This is a genomic window from Noviherbaspirillum sp. (assembly GCF_035944575.1).
Lineage (GTDB): Bacteria > Pseudomonadota > Gammaproteobacteria > Burkholderiales > Burkholderiaceae_D > Noviherbaspirillum.
This window is the reverse complement of sequence record NZ_DASZBA010000246.1, coordinates 1-19,347: the sequence shown is the minus strand read 5'-3', so window position 1 is coordinate 19,347 and position 19,347 is coordinate 1. Positions and strand designations below refer to the sequence as shown.

The window sequence follows — 19,347 nt, the reverse complement described above, 5'->3', positions numbered from 1 at the left end:
GCGGCGCCTATGTGCATGCGATCGACGGCGATGAGCAGGTGACGGAAGTGGTCCGGCGTTTCCGGCTGGCGGCCAGCGCCCGCGCCCTGACCCGCTGCCTGAACTGCAACGGCATGCTGCGCACCGTGGAGAAAAGCGCGGTGGCCGACAGGGTGCCGCATCACAGCCGGCATTACTACCAGCATTTCTATGAATGCGATGCCTGCGCGCAGGTGTACTGGGAAGGATCGCATGCCGCCCGCATGCGGGAGCGGGTAGCGCGGATGTTGGACGATGCCTCGGATGATGCCGTGCCCTGACTGCGTGCGGGGTGCCGGTAACTTCTGTGCGAGCTGCCTGCCGACCTGAGGTAGTCAATGCAACGGCCGTGAGTCGGCCTGCGGCCACTTACTCACGTACCGCCCGTCCTGCTCGCGACCAGTGCCGCCGCGGCCGACCGGGTCTCCACGCCAAGCTTCACGTAAATATGTTCAAGGTGCTTGTTCACGGTGCGCGGGCTCATGCCGACGATCTCGGCGATGTCGCGATTGGTCTTGCCTTTCGCCACCCAGGCAAGCACTTCCCTTTCCCGCGGCGTCAGGCGGAAATCCGCCATTGTCTGCGCACCTTCCAGCGCCGGCGCGGCAATGCGGATTTCTTCCAGGTAAAGCAGCAGTTCCGAACCGGCGTCGCCACGCGACAGACGAATGCTGAGCTGCTTGTCCGCCCGTTTGACGACCAGTGGCGCGGTGGACAGATCATCCAATCCCGCGATGGCAAGCCGTTGCAACAGCCAGTCGTTCAGCATGCTTGGCAGCGCGTCCGGCGACGCGCTGCCGTCATCGAAATAGAGGGATAGCCAGTCGACCGCCTTGGCGGTCTGCCAGACAGGCTCATGGTCCGGGCCGAGCACGATCACTGCGTGATCGGCCGCATCCATCGCCGTGCGTGCCCGCGCCATCATGCGTGCGCCGCGGATGTGGGTAGTGATGCGGGCGATCACCTGCCGCGGCTGGATCGGCTTGGTGACGTAATCGACGCCGCCGACTTCGAAGCCTTTCACCACATGCTCGGTTTCGGTCAGCCCGGTCATGAAGACCACCGGTATATCGCTCGCACTGCGCATCCGCTTGATGCGGCGGCAGGTTTCGAAACCATCGAGTCCCGGCATGACGGCGTCCAGCAGGATCAGGTCCGGCACCACGAAATTCAACCGTTCGATGGCGCTCAGTCCGTCTGTCGCCACCAGCACCGTATGGCCGCTTTCGTTGAGCGCGTCGGACAGCAGCGCAAGATTGGCGGGCACGTCGTCCACGATCAGTACCACATTGCTATTGGATATTGTCCATGTCATGGCGTATCAGTTCCTTGATGCGAATGGAGTAGTCGTTCAGGCGAAAGCGTTTGACCAGTTGCCGCAGCTCGCCGGTGAACGGTGCGTACACGGCGTCACGTCGCTCGATGTCGTCCAGTTTGTCGAGAATGCCCTTGACGTAGCCGACCGAGCCGAGTTCGAGCAACGCCGTTAACTCGGCGTTGGGCGGCACCACCATGACCGTGCTTGCAGAAGCTGATGTGGATGCCGCTACAGGCGGGCTTTGCGGCCTGGCGAGCCATTCGATATGCAGGTGGCGTTTCAGCGCCGACAGCAGGTCGGTCAGCGATACCGGCTTGACGAGGAAGCCGTCGTGGCAGGCGTCATCGCCGTGGCGCGGCACGGACTCAAAGGCATTGGCCGAGACGATCAGGATGGGAAGACGCAGATGGCCGCGCTCGCGCAGCGTGCGGCAGAGCGTCCAGCCGTCCATGCCCGGCATCGATATGTCCAGCATCACCATGTCGGGCTGCACGCGGTCCATGCAGGCAAGGCAATCCGCGCCGCTGCCGGCCTGCGTTATTTCGAAGCCGAGCGGCGTCAGCATGTCGGCCAGGACGTTGCGCTGCGACGCCTGGTCGTCCACCAGCAGGATCCGCTTGCGCGGCCCGAGATAGCCGAGCACATGGTCCTGCGGCTTGATCCTCGGGCGCGGCGAGTGCACTTCGGGCAGATACAGTTTCAGCGTAAAGGTACTGCCCGCATGCAGGCTGCTGGCTACCGATAACTCGCCGCCCATGATGTGGGCAAGCATGCTGCTGATCGCCAGTCCGAGGCCGGTGCCGCCGTCATCCTTCAGTTGCGCGTCGCCGCTGCGTTCGAAGGGCAGGAAGATGCGTTCCAGGTCCGCCGCCGGGATGCCGATGCCGGTATCGATGATGTCGAAGCGCGCCATGCCGCGCAGGTAGTGCACCCGCAGCGTGACCGAGCCGGAATCGGTGAATTTCACCGCGTTGCCGAGCAGGTTGATCAGGATTTGCCGCACCCGCTTGCGGTCAGCCTGCACCACCGCCGGCAGCCGACCCATTTGGGTGAAATGAAATGCAAGGCCCCTTTCGGCGGCCTGCGGCGTGAACATGCGCACCAGTTGATCAAGGAATTCCTGCAGCGGCAGTTCGTCAGCGTCGAGACGCATCTTTCCCGCCTCGATGCGGGCGATGTCGAGCAGGCCGTCGATCAGGCTCAGCAGATGTTCGCCGCTGCCGCGTATCACGTCGACGGCTTCGCGCCGGGATTCCGGCAGCGACGCATCCATCTGCAGGATCTGCGCATAACCGAGGATGCTGTTGAGCGGCGTGCGCAGTTCGTGACTCATGCCGGTCACATAGCGGCTCTTGGCGAGATTTGCTGCTTCCGCCGCTTCCTTCGCCCGCTGCAGTTCGATGTCGGTCTGGCGGTGGGCGTCGATCTCCTGCAGAAGCAGATTGGTCTGGCGGTCCGATTCCTGTTGCGCCACCTGCCTGCTCTCGTTTGTGAGCACCAGCCACCATGAGCCGACGCCGGTCGGCAGCAGCAGGGCGGCGAAAAGATGCAGGAAGACATTGCGCAGCGATTCCGGCGAGGTTGTCGACAGCGAGCCCGGACCGGCTCCGCGGGCCAGTTCCTGGAAGTAGATCAGGCTCAGCACGGTAGCCAGCGCGCCCGCCAGCACGCCGAAGAGCAGAAGGTACTGGCCGATCCTGCTTTGCAGCGTCGCCATCATGCGTTCCGGCAGCAGCCGTTGCAATGCGCCCGCCGCCTGCTCCGGCAGGCGGGAACCGGTCTTGCAGCGGTCGTTGCAGCGCGCATCGAGCGAGCAGCACAGCGAGCAGATCGCGCCCTTGTAGGCCGGGCAGTGCGCCATGTCGTCGGTCTCGAAACGGTTTTCGCAGATCACGCATTGCAGCGACCTGCCTGCCTCGGCCTTGAGCGTGTCGGTGCGGGCGAGATAGAAGCGGCCTCCGGTTGCCATTGCGATCAGCGGCGCAATCACGATCGCGCTGCCGAGCGCGATGAACGGTGCCAGCGCCTGCGCGGTCGACCCGGCCACGCCGGACAGCGCCGCGCCCGAAAGCAGCGACGCCAGCAGCATCGCGCCGACGCCGACCGGATTGACGTCGTACAGATGTGCGCGCTTGAACTCGATATGCGGCGGCGAAAGGCCGAGCGGCTTGTTGATCACGAGATCGGACACCACCGCGCCGATCCAGGAAATGGCGACGAGCGAATAGACGGTGAGGACGTGTTCCAGCGCCTTGAAGACGCCGACCTGCATCAGCAGCACCGCGATCAGCACATTGAAAACCAGCCACACCACCCGGCCCGGATGGCTGTGCGTCAGGCGGGCGAAGAAGTTTGACCAGGCAAGCGAGCCGGCATACGCATTCGTAACGTTGATCTTGATCTGCGACACGAGCACATACAGGGTGACGGCGCCGAGCACCCATGCGGGGCTGGAGAAGACATACGAAAAGCCGACCAGGTACATCCGGGTCGGCTCCATCGCCGCATCGATCGGCACCTCATGCTGGATGGCGAGGAAGGCGAGCAGGGCGCCGCCCAGCATCTTCAGGGCGCCGAGGACGATCCATGCCGGGCCGGCGGCGATCAGCGCGGTCCACCAGCGCAGCCGGTTCTGCGGTGTCTTTTCCGGCAGGAAGCGCAGGAAATCCACCTGCTCGCCGATCTGGGCGATCAGCGAGAACGCGATGCTGGCCGCCGCGCCGAAGAGCAGCGGGTTGAATGTCGTACCGTCCTCCACCTTGCCGGAGAAGGTAAGCAGGTCGGACAGCACGGTCGGCTCCTTCGCCAGCACGCAGGCATACGGCAGGATGAGCAAAAGCAGCCACAAGGGCTGCGTCCATACCTGCAGGCGGCTGATGAAGGTGATGCCATGGGTGACCAGTGGGATCACCGCCAGCGAGCAGACGATGTAGCCCCAGACGATCGGCAGGCCGAAATACAGCTCGACCGCCTGCGCCATGATCGACGCCTCCAGCGCGAAGAAGATGAACGTGAACGATGCGTAGATCAGCGAGGTGATGGTGGAGCCGATATAGCCGAAGCCCGCGCCGCGGGTCAGCAGGTCCATGTCGACGCCGTACTTGGCTGAGTAATAACTGATCGGCAGACCGGTCAGGAAGATGAGCGCCGACACGCACAGGATTGCCCAGAATGCGTTGGCGAATCCATAACTCAGTGTGATCGCGCCGCCGATCGCTTCCAGCGCGAGGAAGGAGATCGCGCCGAGCGCCGTATTGGCAATGCGGAACTCGGACCATTTGCGAAAGGCGCGCGGTGTGAAGCGCAGCGCGTAGTCTTCAAGCGTCTCGTTCGCGACCCAGGTGTTGTAGTCGCGCCGGATCTTGACGATGCGCTGGGTGGCAGGGCTATCCATTGTTTCTCCCATCGGCGGAGCGCCGCATGCATTGGTGCGCGTTGTGGTGCGGTGGCCGCTTTTACCTCCTTGATAGCAATATCCGAACCAGCGGCATGCGCCGTGCATGACCAAGGCATGCGAGCCACATGCGTCGCATGACAAGACATACGTCGTTTGACGTAGAGCGCTGCAGGCATGCCGTCGATCGCAGCGTTCATGCACCATGCCGTCACCGATATTGCACTGCAGCGATGCATCTGCCGAACAAAGCAGTGCATGCCTTGGCTTTTCCTGCATGCCATTCCGTCAATTACGTCAAACGACGTATTGCTGCATCGCAGCGATATTTTCTACTCTTCATCCCAAGACGCGCCGCATGAACAGCAAGCCGGCAAGGCACACCGACATCGCCGCGCATCCCGAGTTTTCCCGCTTGTCCGAACCATCACTGCCTGAAAGGAGTACCGCATGTCCAACCCGTCCTCTCCAGCCATCAAGTCGGCACGTCGCCGTCAAGTCCTGATTGGCCTGGCCGCCGCAACCGCGATGGCATCCCACGCAGTGGTTTTTGCGCAGCAGTTCCCGACCGCGAAAGTCAACACCACCAAGCTCGCCGTCACCGATACCGAAGTCACCGTCGGCCAGCTGCACTCCGCCTCCGGCACCATGGCCATCAGCGAGACCGGTTCCATCCAGGCCGAACGCCTCGCGATCGACCAGATCAACGCGATGGGCGGCGTGCTGGGCCGCAAGATCAAGATCATCCAGGAGGACGGCGCATCCGACTGGCCGACCTTCGCCGAGAAATCGAAGAAGCTGCTGGTGAGCGACAAGGTAGCGGCGGTGTTCGGCTGCTGGACGTCGGCTTCCCGGAAGGCGGTGCTGCCGGTATTCGAGAAGGAAAACGGCTTGCTGTACTACCCGACCTTCTATGAGGGCCTGGAGCAATCGAAGAACGTGATCTACACCGGCCAGGAAGCGACCCAGCAGATCCTTGCCGGCCTCGACTGGATCGCGAAGGAGAAGAAGGCGAAGACCTTCTATCTCGTCGGCTCCGACTACATCTGGCCGCGCACCTCGATGAAGATCGCCCGCAAGCACATCGAGACCGTACTGAAGGGGCAGGTCGTCGGCGAGGACTATTACCCGCTCGGCAACACCCAGTTCGGATCGCTCATCAACAAGATGAAGCTGAAAAAAGCCGACGTGATCTTCTCGGCGGTGGTGGGCGGATCGAACGTCGCTTTCTACAAGCAGCTGAAGGCGGCCGGCGTGACTGCCGACAAGCAGACGCTGCTCACGCTGTCGGTCACTGAAGATGAAATGCTCGGCATCGGCGGCGAGAACGTCGAAGGCTTCTATGCATCGATGAAGTATTTCCAGAGCCTCGATAACCCCAACAACAAGAAGTTCGTCGCCGACTTCAAGGCGAAGTACGGACCGGGCGCGGTGGTGGGCGACGTCACGCAGGCGGCTTACCTCGGCCCGTGGCTGTGGAAGGCGGCGGTGGAAAAGGCCGGCAGCTTCGATGTCGACAAGGTGGTTGCCGCATCCAAGGACATCGAGCTCAATATCGCGCCGGAGGGCTATGTGAAGGTGCATCCGAATCATCACCTGTGGAGCAAGACGCGCATCGGCCAGGCGCAGAAGGACGGGCAGTTCAAGGTGGTGTACGAGTCGGGCCTGATCGAGCCGAATCCGTTTCCGAAGGGGTATCAGTAAAAGCGGCTGATGACGCATTGATACGCATCTGTGTCTCTCTGCCGGCTCCGTCCCCCTCGTAGAGGGCGTAGCAGGGACTCCGGACAACATGTTGTCCGCCTGCGGAGCGGATTGTGCGTAAGCACAGTCCTCTTGGTTGGGATGGGGGTGTGAAGGTTGATCGACTGCATACGCTGATTCGACCTCACTACCCCCACCCTAGCCCTCCCCCTGAAAGGGGGAGGGGACCCGGCACGGAGTGAGCAAGCACCAGTGATTACCTGCAAATTTCAGGACCCCCCATGACTTCACTATCCGAATTCGGCGCCATCTTCGCCATGCAGGGCTTCAACGGCCTGTCGGTTTTCTGCGTACTGCTGCTGATGGCGCTCGGCCTGGCCATCATCTTCGGCCAGATGGGCGTGATCAACATGGCGCATGGCGAGTTCCTTACCATCGGCGCCTACATGACCTACCTGCTGTCCACGCTGACCACGACCTATGCGCCGGCCTTCCAGCCGTACTACTTCTTCCTCGCGGTGGTGCTGTCCTTCCTCGCCGCCTACGGCATCGGCTATCTCACCGAGTGGCTGATGATCAGCAAGCTCTATAAACGTCCGCTCGATACGCTGCTCGCGACCTGGGGCCTGAGCCTGGCAATGCAGCAGGCATTCCGCTCCATTTTCGGCGCCAAGGAAGTGAGCGCCACCCTGCCGGACTGGCTGATGGGGTCCTTCCAGCCAAGCGAGAACATCGACATTCCCATCAACGGCCTGTTCATGATGTGCATCACCGTCCTGCTCACCGGCGGCATCTTCGTGCTGCTGTTCCGGTCCCGGTGGGGACTGCAGGTGCGGGCGACGATGCAGAACCGGCTGATGAGCGGCGCGGTCGGCATCAACACCCGCAAGGTCGACCGCACCACCTTCGCGCTCGGCTGCGGTGTGGCCGGCGTGGCGGGCGCGGCCTTCACCACCATCGGTTCGACCGGACCCACCAGCGGCTCGCTGTACATCGTCGACACCTTCCTGGTGGTGGTGTTCGGCGGCGCGCAAAGCCTGATCGGCACCATCGTCTCGGCCTTCTCGATTGCCCAGACGCAGTCGACCTCCGAGTTCTTCATGACCGGCTCGATGGCCAAGGTGCTCACGCTGTCTGCGGTGATCCTGATCCTGATGCTGCGTCCGCAGGGCCTGTTCGCCGCAAAGATCCGCAAGTAAACCGCGCAATTGAAAGGACTCATCATGCATGCGGCATATGAAAAAATGTTTGGCGGCAAATCGGGGCTGGGAGGGCTATTGCTGCTCGCCCTGTTGCTGGTGGTCGTCTTTCCCCTGACGCTCGATCTCTTTCGGCTGAACCTCGTTGGCAAGTACCTGACCTATGCGTTCGTCGCCGTCGGACTGGTGCTGTGCTGGGGCTACGGCGGCATCCTGAGCCTCGGCCAGGGCGTGTTCTTCGGGCTGGGCGGCTATTGCATGGCAATGTTCCTGAAGCTGGAAGCGTCCGACCCGGTCAGCACGAAAATCCAGTCCACCCCCGGCATCCCCGACTTCATGGACTGGAACCAGATCACGCAATTGCCGATGTTGTGGGAGCCGTTCCACAGCCTCACCTTCACCTTGTTCTCGGTGGTGGCGGTGCCGGTGCTGCTGGCCTTCATCATCGGCACCGCGATGTTCAAGCGGCGGGTCGGCGATGTGTACTTCTCGATCGTCACCCAGGCGATTGCCGCCATCCTGACCATCCTCATCATCGGCCAGCAGGGCCTGACCGGCGGCGTGAACGGCATCACTGATCTGAAGACCATGCTCGGCTGGGATATCCGCACCGATGCCGCCAAGCTGACGCTGTATTTCGTCAACGCCGGACTGCTGCTGGGCTGCATCATGCTGGGCCGCTTCATCCTGAATTCCAAGCTCGGGCGGTTGCTGATGGCGATGCGCGACAAGGAAGAGCGGGTGCGCTTCTCCGGCTACGACGTGGCCAGCTTCAAGATCTTCGTGTTCTGCATCGCGGCGGCATTTTCCGCCATCGGCGGCGCGATGTTCACGCTGCAGGTCGGCTTCATGTCGCCGTCCTTCGTCGGCATTGTGCCCTCGATCGAGATGGTGATCTTTGCCGCTGTGGGCGGACGCATGTCGCTGCTCGGCGCGGTCTACGGCGCGCTGCTCGTCAACTTCGGCAAAACCTACTTCTCCGAAACCTTCCCGGAACTCTGGCTTTTCCTGATGGGCGGCCTGTTCATCGCGGTGGTGATGTACTTCCCGAACGGCCTGGCGGGTTTGTATGAAAGCCATGGCAAGAAGTTGCTGGCTCGCTTCAAGCGGCGGTCGCCGAAGCCCGCGAAGGAAGTCAGGGTGCGCAGGCCGCAGAAATCAGGAGCGCCTGCAAAGGACAACGTCACACTGCCGGCCGCCGGCCTGGAGGCATCCAAATGAGCAAGCAACCCATAGGCGTACAAGCCCAGCACCGCCCGGTGCTGGCGATCGAAGGCCTGACCGTCTCCTTCGACGGCTTCAAGGCGGTGGACGACCTGAACCTCTATGTCGACCGCAACGAGGTGAGGGTGGTGATCGGCCCCAACGGCGCCGGCAAGACGACGGTGCTGGACCTGATCTGCGGCAAGACGCAGTCCACCGCCGGCAGCATCCAGTTCAACAACCAGGAACTGACGAAGATGCGCGAGCACGACATCGTCCGCGCCGGTGTGGGACGCAAGTTCCAGACGCCGTCGATCTACGAAAACTTGACCGTTTTCGAAAACCTTGAAGTGTCCTTCCCGCGCGGTCGCAAGGTATTCGGCGCGCTGGTCTTCAAGCGTGCGCCGGATGTGGTGGAGCGCATCCGGCGCGTCGCGGAAGAAATTTTCCTTACCGAGCAGCTGCACCAGCAGGCCGACCTCCTGTCGCACGGGCAGAAGCAGTGGCTGGAGATCGGCATGCTGCTGATGCAGGAACCGGAGCTGCTGATGCTGGACGAGCCGGTGGCCGGCATGAGCGTGTCGGAACGGGAAAAGACCGCCGAGCTGCTCGGCCGCATCAGCAAGGGCCGGTCGGTGCTGGTGATCGAGCACGACATGGAATTCGTCAAGAGCATCGCGCACAAGGTGACTGTCCTGCACCAGGGAAAAATCCTGGCGGAGGGCAGCATGGACGCGGTGCAGTCGAATCCGAAAGTCATCGAAGTCTATCTGGGCCACTGATTTCAGGAGCACATCATGTTCAACGTATCGCATCTCGCCTCGGGCTACGGCCAGAGCCAGGTCATCCACGACATCAATCTCAACGTGGAGAAGCAGGAAATCGTCGCGGTGATGGGCCGCAACGGCATGGGCAAGACCACGCTGTTCAAGACGCTGATGGGCGTGCTGCCGGCGCGCGGCGGCAGCGTGCGCGTCGACGGCAAGGAGGTCGGCGGAATGGAAAGCTACCAGAGGGTGGAAAGCGGCATCGCCTACGTGCCGCAGGGGCGCATGATTTTTTCCAACATGACGGTGCTGGAGAACATCCAGACCGGCTTGCCGGCAAGCGCCGGCGGCAAGGTGCCTGAGGAACTGTATGCGTTGTTCCCGGTGCTGCACGACATGCGTTCCCGCAAGGGCGGCAACCTGTCGGGCGGACAGCAGCAGCAACTGGCGATCGCCCGCGCGCTCGCGACCAACCCGAAGGTTCTGCTGCTGGACGAGCCGACCGAAGGCATACAGCCGTCGATCATCAAGGACATCGCCCGGACTTTGAAGGAAATCCGCAAGCTGCGGCAGCTCACGATCATCGTGTCGGAACAGGTGCTCAGCTTCACGCTCGAGATAGCCGACCGCTTCCTGGTGATCGACAAGGGCCGTTTTGTGTATGAGGACACGCGCGATCGTGTCGACGCGGCGACCATCAGCCGCTATTTGTCTGTGTAGAAATCAACCACTGGAAGGAGTGAAACATGAGGCATGGAGACATATCAAGCAGCAAGGACGGCGTCGGCGTGGCGGTGGTCAATTACAAGATGCCGCGCTTGCATACGAAGGCGGAAGTGCTCGATAACGCACGCAAGATCGCTGACATGCTGATCGGCATGAAGCAGGGCCTGCCCGGCATGGATCTGGTGGTCTTCCCGGAGTACTCGACGCACGGGATCATGTATGACAGACAGGAGATGCTCGATACCGCCGCGGTGATTCCGGGCGAGGAGACCGACATCTTCGCCGCCGCCTGCCGCAAGGCGAATGTATGGGGCGTGTTTTCGCTGACCGGCGAGCGGCACGAGGAGCACCCGAGGAAGGTGCCGTACAACACCCTGGTGCTGATCAACAACAAGGGCGAGATCGTGCAGAAGTATCGCAAGATCATGCCGTGGACGCCGATCGAAGGCTGGTATCCGGGCGACTGCACCTATGTCACCGAAGGCCCGAAAGGCCTGAAGATCAGCCTCATCATCTGTGATGACGGCAACTACCCGGAAATCTGGCGCGACTGCACGATGAAGGGCGCGGAGCTGATCGTGCGCTGCCAGGGCTACATGTACCCGGCCAAGGACCAGGAAATCCAGGTTTCCAAGACCATGGCATGGATGAACAACGTCTACGTCGCGGTGGCCAACGCCACGGGGTTCGACGGCGTCTACTCCTATTTCGGCCACTCCGCCGTCATCGGCTGCGACGGCCGAACGCTGGGCGAATGCGGTACGGAGGAAATGGGCATCCAGTATGCGGAATTGTCGATCAGCGGCATCCGCGACATGCGTCGCAATGCGCAATCGCAGAACCATATTTACAAGCTCCTGCATCGCGGCTACACCGGCAAGATCAACTCGGGTGAAAGCCCGGACGGGGTGGCGGCGTGTCCATTCGAGTTTTACCGGACATGGGTGAACGATGCGGATGCGGCGCGCAGGCAGTCGGAGGGATTGACGCGGTCGACGGCGGGGACGCCGGAGTGTCCGATCGAAGGGATACCGCATCAGACGGCGGAAATTGTGCAGCTCGAGCCGTTGCGGGTTGCGGGTGGGGAGAAGTAAAGGTTGTAAGCGAACCGGCTCCTTCCCCCTCGTAGGGGATGAGCGCGGGATTTCACGAAGCACTGCTTCGTGCCGCGCGAATCGGAGCCGCGTGCAAGCGGCGACGTGGAAAGGTTGTAAGCGAACCGGCTCCTTCCCCCTCGTAGGGGGAAGGGTGGGATGGGGGTGTGAAGGTTGAGCCAACGCATGCAATAGCTCGACCTCACTACCTCTCCTTGCAGGACGCATCTTCGCTTGCAAGCGAAGATCGTTCCGCAGGCGTGCAGCATGCTGCACGAAACCCCTGCTACACCCCTAGCCCTCCCCCTGAGAGGGGGAGGGGACTCTACAGAGGTTTTACGAAAGTCAGCACAAGCATATCTATTGTGAAAAAGGACATCCCCATGCTAGGCATCATGCACTACAACAAATTCGGCAACGACGGCTTCACCGACCGCGGCAAGGGCCGCACGTCACCCTCGGTGCAGACCTGCCCGGTCTGCCTGTGCCGCTTCGACGCCTCCGGCGGCACGCTGCCGGACGGCACCGTCATCCCCAAAGACCAGTGGACCGAACAGGTCTGCAAATCCATCAAGGACGACACCGTCAACGGCGGTTACCAGGCCGGCTGCAGCGCGGGCGTGTACCCACCTGCCTGATCAAACCATTTTTCGTACCAACACAACGAGGGAGAAACCATGCAGCACTTCACCATCAAACCCGGCGTGCCACTCGCCGAGCAGGCGGAACTCGGCCATAACCGCTGGCACCCTGACATTCCTTTCCTGTCGAGCGTGAAACCGGGCGAGGAAATCATCATCGAAACCCTCGACTTCCTCGACGCCCAGATCCTCGACAACGACGATGTCGCCGATGTGCGCGATGTCGACCTCACCCGGGCCCATCCCCTCACCGGCCCGTTCCATGTCGAAGGCGCCGAGCCGGGCGACCTGCTGGTGATCGACCTGCTCGACATCAAGCCGATCACGCCGGTCGGGTTCTCCGGCGTGTTCGCCAAGTCCAACGGCGGCGGTTTCCTCGCCGATTACTTTCCCGATGCGGCCAAGGCGATCTGGGATCTGAAAGGGCTGTACGCGACGTCGCGCCACATTCCTGGCGTGCGCATCGCCGGCCTGACCCATCCCGGCCTGATGGGTTGCCTGCCGTCGCATGAACTGCTCGCCGAATGGAACCGCCGGGAAGCGCCGCTGGCGAAGATGGGCCTCGCCAAGCCGCCCGAACCGAGCACCGCCGTGCTGCGCGGCGTGCGCGGCGCCGAGTTCGACCGCATGGCGAAGGAAGCGGCGCGCACCGTGCCGCCGCGCGAGCATGGCGGCAATACCGATATCAAGGACTTGTCGGCCGGCACCCGCATCTTCTTCCCGGTGTATGTGAAAGGCGCCGGCTTCTCGATGGGCGACCTGCACTTCTCGCAGGGCGACGGCGAGATCGGCTTCTGCGGCGCGATCGAGATGGACGGCGCAACCCATGTCGGCTTCGACCTGATCAAGGGCGGCATGGCGAAGTACAACATCACCGCGCCGATCTTCATGCCCAGCATCGTCAAGCCGCATTACGAGCAGTGGCTGACCTTCGAAGGCATCAGCGTCGAGAACGGCAAGAACTACTACATGGATGCCACCGTCGCCTACCGCCAGGCATGCCTGAAGGCGATCGACTATCTGACGCATTTCGGCCTGACCGGCCCGCAGGCCTACATGCTGCTGACCGCCGCGCCGGTCGAAGGGCGCATCGGCGGTATCGTCGATATCCCGAACTGCGCCTGCACCGTGTCGATTCCGACGTCGATCTTCGATCAGGACATCACGCCGAAGGGCATGCTGAATGACAAGGCGTACTGGGGCCGGAAGTAATCGCTTGTGGAAGCAGGGTGCGCTACACGCATCCTGCGCATGTTTTTCGATTGAGGATCACTATGCCGCTATACGACATCCATTGCAGCCATTGCGAGGGCACGTTTGAAAAGATGCTGCCTGTCAGCCGCCTGCACGAACCGACCGAATGCCCGTACTGCCGCACGCTGACGGCCGCCGCGCCGGCGGTCAGCGCCGGCAGGGTGGCATTGCGTTCCATCGAAACCTGGAAGCCGCGCAACCTGGCCGAGCAACTGGCGGGCATGGGCGCGACCGGACCGGGGTCGCATGCGAAGGCGGGCAGGAGCAGCGTTTTGCACAATTGCAAGGGATTCAACTGCAGTATCTGCGATACCTGACTTCCGCTGCTATCCTCACGTCTTCCGATTGGGATGGAGACGTGATGAACAAACCTTTTTCCGCCGCCTGCGAACGCAACCGTGGGCCGATCCTCGCGATCCTGAAGCAGGCTTTCGCCGGCACCGGGCGGGTGCTGGAAATCGGCAGCGGCACCGGACAGCATGCGGTGTATTTCGGGGCGCATCTGCCGCACCTGACCTGGCAGACCAGCGATCTGGCGCACAACCATCCCGGCATCACGGCGTGGATGCAGGAGGCGTCGCTGCCCAATGTGCTGCCGCCGCTGCAGCTGGATGCGGGCCGGCAACGCTGGTCGACGGTGAACGAGGTCTACGACGGCGTCTTCAGCGCCAATACCTGCCACATCATGGCGTGGCATGAAGTCGGCGGCATGTTCGCCGGCATCGGCCGGGTGCTGGTGCCCGGCGGGGTCCTGTGCATCTACGGACCGTTCAAGGAGAACGGCAGGTTCATCAGTCACACCGACGAACAGTTCGATGCGGCATTGAGGGAGACCGCGCCCCACATGGGCCTGCGCGATCTCGAAGCGGTGCTGGAACTGGCTGCGGAACAGGGGCTGCTGCTGCAGGCGAACCACGCGATGCCGGCAAACAACCGGTTGCTGGTATGGCAGCGCTTTGGACCTTCCTCGGCGCGACCGGGTTGACCGACACGCGCGGCCGGATTAATGCAGGCGAATGTCGGCGCGCGTCCGCTCCTGGGCATGCAGCAGGTCGCCGAACATGTCGACGCTGAGCGGTTCGCTGAAGTAATACCCCTGGATGGCATCGCAGGCATTCGCGCGCAGGAAGTCGACCTGCTGCGACGTCTCCGCGCCTTCCGCGGTCACGCTGCATTCGAGGCTGTGCGCAAGGCTGATGATCGCCTTGGTGATGGCGGCATCGCCGGCATTGCTGGTGACGCCCTGTACGAAGGAACGGTCGATTTTCACTGCGTGAATCGGGAAGCGCTTCAGATAGGCGAGCGACGAGTAGCCGACGCCGAAGTCGTCGATGACGACACTCACGCCCATGCCGCGCAGGGTCTGCAGCAATGTCACCGCTTTTTCCGGATTGGCCATTACCGCATTCTCGGTGATTTCCAGTTCCAGGCAGCCGGCATCCAGCCCGGTTTCTTCGAGGATGGTCCGGATATTATCGATCAGGTGCTCGTCCGACAGCTGGCGCGGCGACAGGTTGACGGCAACCTTCAACCGATGTCCGGTGGCTTCCTGCCACTTCTTGTTTTGCAGGCATGCATGGCGTATCGCCCAGTTTCCGATCAGGTTGATCAGGCCGGTCTCCTCCGCCAGCGGAATGAATGTGGCCGGCGACACCCATCCCATGCTTGGATGCTGCCAGCGCAGCAGCGCTTCCATCCCGGTGACACTGCCGGACAGCACATCGATTTTCGGCTGGTATTGCAGGGCGAGCTGATTCTCGCGAATCGCATGGCTGAGGGCGTATTCCATCATCAGACGCTCGGCCATATGCTCGTTCATCTCGGTGGAGAAGTAACGATAGGCGCTGCGGCCGGTTTCCTTGGCGCGGTACATCGCGATATCGGCTTTTTTCAGCAGCGTCTCGGCATCGGTGCCGTCGGTCGGAAAACGGCTGATGCCGATGCTGGTGGAGATGTTCAGCGGCGTCTTGTCGCGCAGGAAAGGCGGCTCCATCGCCGTCATGATCTTCTGGGCGATGGCGCCGCCGCTGTGCCATTCGTCGGCGTTCTCGACCAGCACCACGAACTCGTCGCCGCCCAGCCGCGCCACCGTATCCGACTCGCGCAGGATGCTCTGCAGCCGTTGCGCGGTTTCCTTCAGCACGATGTCGCCGACCGCGTGTCCGAGCGTGTCGTTGATGTTCTTGAAGCGGTCAAGGTCCAGGAACAGAATTTCGAGCGAGTTTCCCGGACGTTCCGCCAGGCTGAGCGCATGGTTCAGCCGCTGATGAAACAGCGCCCGGTTAGGCAGGCCGGTCAGTGAATCGAAATGTGCAAGGTAAGCCATCCGTTCAGCGGTCTTCTTGCGCTCGGTGATGTCGCGCAGGATCAGGAGCACGGCGAAACTGCCCTTATGCATGAAGGAAGAAACATGGATATCGGTTTCGACCAGGCTGCCGTCGGTCCGGATGAAAGGCTGCTCCATCGGCGCCACCAGTTCGCCCCGTATGAGACTGGCGAGACGCTCGCCGACGACCTCCTGATGGCCTTCCGGGATCAGCGCCATCACCGGCTTGCCGATGACTTGGCTGGTATCCCCGGCATGCAGCAATGCGGCGGCGGCCGGGTTGGCGAAAGTGATCACGCCGTGCTGCGCCACGATGATGGCGTCGGGGCATAATTCCACGACCAGCCGGTAGCGCTCTTCCGCTTCGCGCAATGCCGTTTCCGCCTGCTTGGCTTCCGTAATATCCTGGGTCGTGCCGAACATGCGCGTTACCTTGCCGTGGGCATCCTTCTGCACGTAACCCCGCGCCGCCACGAATTTGATTTCCCCGGAAGGAAGCACGATTCGGTGCTCGACGTGAAAGGGCGCGCCGGTATCCCGGCCTTTTCTTGTTACGTCGCGCAGCAGTTCCAGATCGTCCTCGTGAATGAGGGAACGGCAATTCTTCGGCGTGAGTTCGAAGTGCCGCTGACTGACGCCATAGATGCGGTACAGTTCGTCCGTCCAGGTAATCCGGTCGGTGGCCAGTTCCCAGTTCCAGCTGCCGATATGCGCCAGTCGCTGCGCCTCGGCAAGCTGCCGTTCGCGTCCCGCAAGGGCGCGCTCGATCTTTTTCCGCTGTTCGATATCCTTGACGAGTTCGCCGGTGCGTTCGGCGATCCGCTGCTCGAGCTGTTCCTGCTCATGACGCAGCTTGTTGCGGCTGGTGCGCTGGTGCTGCACCAGGCCGGCCAGCGTCAGGCCGAGGACGGCGACGACGTTGGTGTACAGCACCAGCAGCAATAACGATGCATCGCTGTTGTCCAGGGCAAAAGGGCCGCGGCCGTTCGCGGTATTCCATGCCGCAATGATGCAGATCAGCCCGGAAGTCCAGGAAATCGTTGCGAGATTGAACCTGAACGCCGCCCAGATGATCAGCGGCATGGGCAGAAAGGCCAGCGGCAGGGGACCGAATGCGCCACTGAACGCCAGGTGGGAAACGGCTGGCAGCAACACTACGAACGCCGCCACCTCGATCAGACGACGAGCTCGCCACCTGACGTCGCACCGAAGGCTCCACGCCAGGATCAGGAGCACCGCGATCAGCATGCCGGTCGTGTCGCCCAGCCACCAGGTCAGCAAAATAATTGGTAATTTTTCATCGGGCAGCTGGATCCCGAAGCGCAATGCGGACACGCCGATCAGCGCAGCAATGGCGCCGGCAAAGGCGGCAATTGCCGCAAACTTGAAGGCGCCCGTGGTATCGGCGATATCGGGCTGGAGGCTGGCGACGCGCTGTATCAGCAGTGCCGCGACAACGGCCTGCAGGCTGTTGCCGAGGCCTACGGCAAACGCGGCGGGAAAAGGCAGGCCGACGTCCCATGACGCCAGCGTTGCAGCGACGCAGATGGCCGGCGCCATGCGCGCTCCCCAGAGAAGGACGCCGCACAAGGCGACCGCCGACGGCAGCCATAAGGGACTAATCTCGGTCGGCGTTAAAGCGAACAGCCGGGAAAGCGAAGCAGTCAGATAGTACGCCGCCGCCAGCAGTACAGCCTGGGCGATGGCAAGAACCCCGCCAAGGGTGTTGTGTGCTGGCGAATGCGTGGCCGGCATGAAACATTTATTGAGCAACCCCATCCGATTCGCCTTCCATGCTGACGACGATGTACGTGGGAATGAAAAATGTTTTGAATAGTTCAATATGCCAGTTCAAGCCGGTGGATATTTGAAGCTGGTCAATAAAAGCGGACCGCAAAGTCATGAGGCGTGATCAAACATGCCGAAGCTTGCAATGCTTGCAATGAGTTGGCCGGACGGAAGTTTTTTCAACGGCCGAAGCGACGGCTGTTGCATTCAATGAGAGGATGTTAGGGCAGAGAGGGAGCCGGCATTCCTCCAGCCGGCTCCTACCTTCGGGGAGGTTGTCTTACTTGATGCAGACCGCCCGGACCTGCTTGACGTCGGTGATGCCGGACAGCACCTTCTCGATGCCGTCCATTTTCAGCGTCAGCATGCCGTCTTCGAGCGCCGCCGCCAAAATGACTGCCACCCGGCTGTGTTCCTGGATCAGCCGCTTGAGCTTGTCGGTGCCGAGCATCAGCTCATGCAGGCCGACCCGGCCCTTGTAACCGCTGCTGCACTGGTCGCATCCGACCGCCTTGTAAAGTTTGAAACTGCCCTTGCCGTCGCCGTAATTCTTGCGCCAGTGGTCAAGCACCGCCTGCTGACCGGCCTGTTCGTCATCGACGAAGGCCGCCGTGTTGCGCAATTCCTCGCAATACTCCGCCAGCAGGAGCTGTATTTCGTCGGCTGAAGGTTCGTAGGCGAGCTTGCAATTGGCGCACAGGCGCTTGGCCAGTCGTTGCGCCAGCACGCCCAGAAGGGCATCGGCGAAATTGAACGGGTCCATGCCCATATCGAGCAGGCGCACCACCGATTCCGGCGCGCTGTTGGTATGCAGCGTGGAAAACACGAGGTGCCCGGTCAGCGACGCCTCGACGCCCATCGACACGGTTTCCTTGTCGCGCATTTCGCCGACCATGATGATGTCGGGATCGGCGCGCAGGAAGGCGCGCATCGCGGTGGCGAAATCAAGACCGCTCTTGCGGTTGACCTGCACCTGGCGCAGGCCCTTCTGTGTAATCTCGACCGGGTCTTCCGCCGTCCAGATCTTGGTTTCGGATGTATTCAGATACTTCAATACCGAATGCAGCGTGGTGGTTTTTCCGGATCCGGTCGGACCGCAGACGAAGAACAGGCCATACGGCTTGCTGATCGCGCCTTTCAATCGCTCCAGGTTGTGCGGCAGCACGCCCAGCTTCTCAAGCGGGATCGGTTCGCCGGCCGACAGGATGCGCATCACGATGTCTTCGACGCCGCCGGCTGAAGGAATCGTTGCTACCCGCAACTCGATATCCAGCGGGCCATATTTCTTGAACTTGATCTTGCCGTCCTGCGGTTTGCGCCGCTCCGAGATGTCCAGTTCGCACATGATCTTGATCCGGGCCGACAGCGCGGTGCGGTAGCTGGCGGGTATCTCGATATACGGCTCCAGGGTGCCGTCCTTGCGGAAGCGGATGACCGTCTTTTCCTTGCCCGGCCGCGGCTCGATATGGATATCGGACGCGCCCTGGCGATGGGCATCCATGATGATCTTGTTGACCAGCTTGACCAGTTCATTCTCGGCGGCGGCGGAGATATCGGCATCGGAGAGTTCGACACCATCGTCGTCGCTGTCCTCCATGCCCGACAGCAGTTCATTGACGGAGCCGGTGTCGTGCGCCGCGCCGTAGAACTGGTCGACCGTCTTTCTAAATTCGCCGATGGTGGTAACGCAATAATTCAGCTTCGCCTTCGGAAAGATGCTGCTGATCATCCGCGCGCTCTTGGCCTGCTCCGGATCGGTGGAGAGGATCGTGATCGTCTCCTTGCCTTCCTCGATCGGCAGCCACTGATTCTCCTCGATGAACTCGCGCCGCAGATTGCGAAGCAGCTCGGCAGGCTTGACGCGATTCGGCTTGAACGGCTCATAGGGCACGTTGAAGAAACGGCCCAGCGCATG

15 protein-coding genes are annotated in these 19,347 nt (G+C 61.9%); 11 read left to right on the top strand and 4 right to left on the bottom strand.

Going from position 1 to position 19,347, the window contains the following annotated elements; genetic code table 11:
- On the top strand, positions 1-299 hold a 299-nt coding region (locus tag VGU61_RS20375), incomplete at its 5' end, for a Mut7-C RNAse domain-containing protein (protein WP_326861125.1).
- Positions 300-391: 92 nt separating this feature from the next.
- Here VGU61_RS20375 and VGU61_RS20370 read toward each other — a convergent pair.
- Positions 392-1,333, bottom strand: coding sequence for a response regulator transcription factor (locus tag VGU61_RS20370; RefSeq protein ID WP_326861124.1), 942 nt, complete (start codon positions 1,331-1,333; stop codon positions 392-394).
- The gene (locus VGU61_RS20365) at positions 1,311-4,730 is read right to left on the bottom strand and encodes an ATP-binding protein (protein ID WP_326861123.1); all 3,420 of its coding nucleotides are present in this window, start codon (positions 4,728-4,730) and stop codon (positions 1,311-1,313) included. Before VGU61_RS20365 ends, VGU61_RS20370 begins: the two co-directional genes overlap by 23 nt.
- A 450-nt stretch (positions 4,731-5,180) precedes the next feature.
- Between VGU61_RS20365 and urtA the strand changes: the two genes are divergently transcribed.
- From urtA to VGU61_RS20315, 10 genes are all read left to right on the top strand, one after another.
- Positions 5,181-6,434 (top strand): urea ABC transporter substrate-binding protein, encoded by a 1,254-nt coding sequence (gene urtA, locus VGU61_RS20360; protein WP_326861122.1) that lies wholly within the window; start codon positions 5,181-5,183, stop codon positions 6,432-6,434.
- Positions 6,435-6,715: 281 nt separating this feature from the next.
- Positions 6,716-7,633: an urea ABC transporter permease subunit UrtB gene (urtB, locus tag VGU61_RS20355; protein WP_326861121.1), complete on the top strand. Its 918-nt coding sequence runs from the start codon at positions 6,716-6,718 to the stop codon at positions 7,631-7,633.
- A 24-nt stretch (positions 7,634-7,657) separates the two neighbouring features.
- Positions 7,658-8,854: an urea ABC transporter permease subunit UrtC gene (urtC, locus tag VGU61_RS20350; RefSeq protein ID WP_326861120.1), complete on the top strand. Its 1,197-nt coding sequence runs from the start codon at positions 7,658-7,660 to the stop codon at positions 8,852-8,854.
- Positions 8,851-9,618 carry an urea ABC transporter ATP-binding protein UrtD gene (urtD, locus tag VGU61_RS20345; RefSeq protein WP_326861119.1) on the top strand — a complete coding sequence of 256 codons (768 nt, stop codon included), beginning with the start codon at positions 8,851-8,853 and terminating at the stop codon, positions 9,616-9,618. The genes urtC and urtD overlap by 4 nt, the downstream gene beginning before the upstream one ends.
- A 15-nt stretch (positions 9,619-9,633) precedes the next feature.
- A complete protein-coding gene (urtE, locus tag VGU61_RS20340; protein WP_326861118.1) occupies positions 9,634-10,323 on the top strand; it encodes an urea ABC transporter ATP-binding subunit UrtE in 690 nt (229 codons plus the stop codon).
- 26 nt (positions 10,324-10,349) lie between these two features.
- Positions 10,350-11,423 carry an aliphatic amidase gene (locus tag VGU61_RS20335; RefSeq protein WP_326861117.1) on the top strand — a complete coding sequence of 358 codons (1,074 nt, stop codon included), beginning with the start codon at positions 10,350-10,352 and terminating at the stop codon, positions 11,421-11,423.
- Between the two features lie 383 nt (positions 11,424-11,806).
- A complete protein-coding gene (locus VGU61_RS20330) occupies positions 11,807-12,061 on the top strand; it encodes a hypothetical protein (protein WP_326861116.1) in 255 nt (84 codons plus the stop codon).
- Between the two features lie 39 nt (positions 12,062-12,100).
- Positions 12,101-13,276, top strand: a complete 1,176-nt coding sequence (gene fmdA, locus VGU61_RS20325) for a formamidase (RefSeq protein WP_326861115.1) — start codon at positions 12,101-12,103, stop codon at positions 13,274-13,276.
- Positions 13,277-13,338: 62 nt separating this feature from the next.
- Entirely contained in the window at positions 13,339-13,635 is a 297-nt protein-coding gene (locus VGU61_RS20320; protein WP_326861114.1) for an FmdB family zinc ribbon protein, read from the top strand.
- A gap of 44 nt (positions 13,636-13,679) precedes the next feature.
- Positions 13,680-14,303 carry a DUF938 domain-containing protein gene (locus VGU61_RS20315; RefSeq protein WP_326861113.1) on the top strand — a complete coding sequence of 208 codons (624 nt, stop codon included), beginning with the start codon at positions 13,680-13,682 and terminating at the stop codon, positions 14,301-14,303.
- Positions 14,304-14,321: 18 nt separating this feature from the next.
- Here VGU61_RS20315 and VGU61_RS20310 read toward each other — a convergent pair whose 3' ends face one another.
- Positions 14,322-17,399, bottom strand: coding sequence for a bifunctional diguanylate cyclase/phosphodiesterase (locus tag VGU61_RS20310; RefSeq protein WP_326861112.1), 3,078 nt, complete (start codon positions 17,397-17,399; stop codon positions 14,322-14,324).
- Between the two features lie 313 nt (positions 17,400-17,712).
- Positions 17,713-19,347 (bottom strand): GspE/PulE family protein (locus tag VGU61_RS20305; RefSeq protein WP_326861111.1); only part of this gene is annotated, 1,635 nt, incomplete at its 5' end.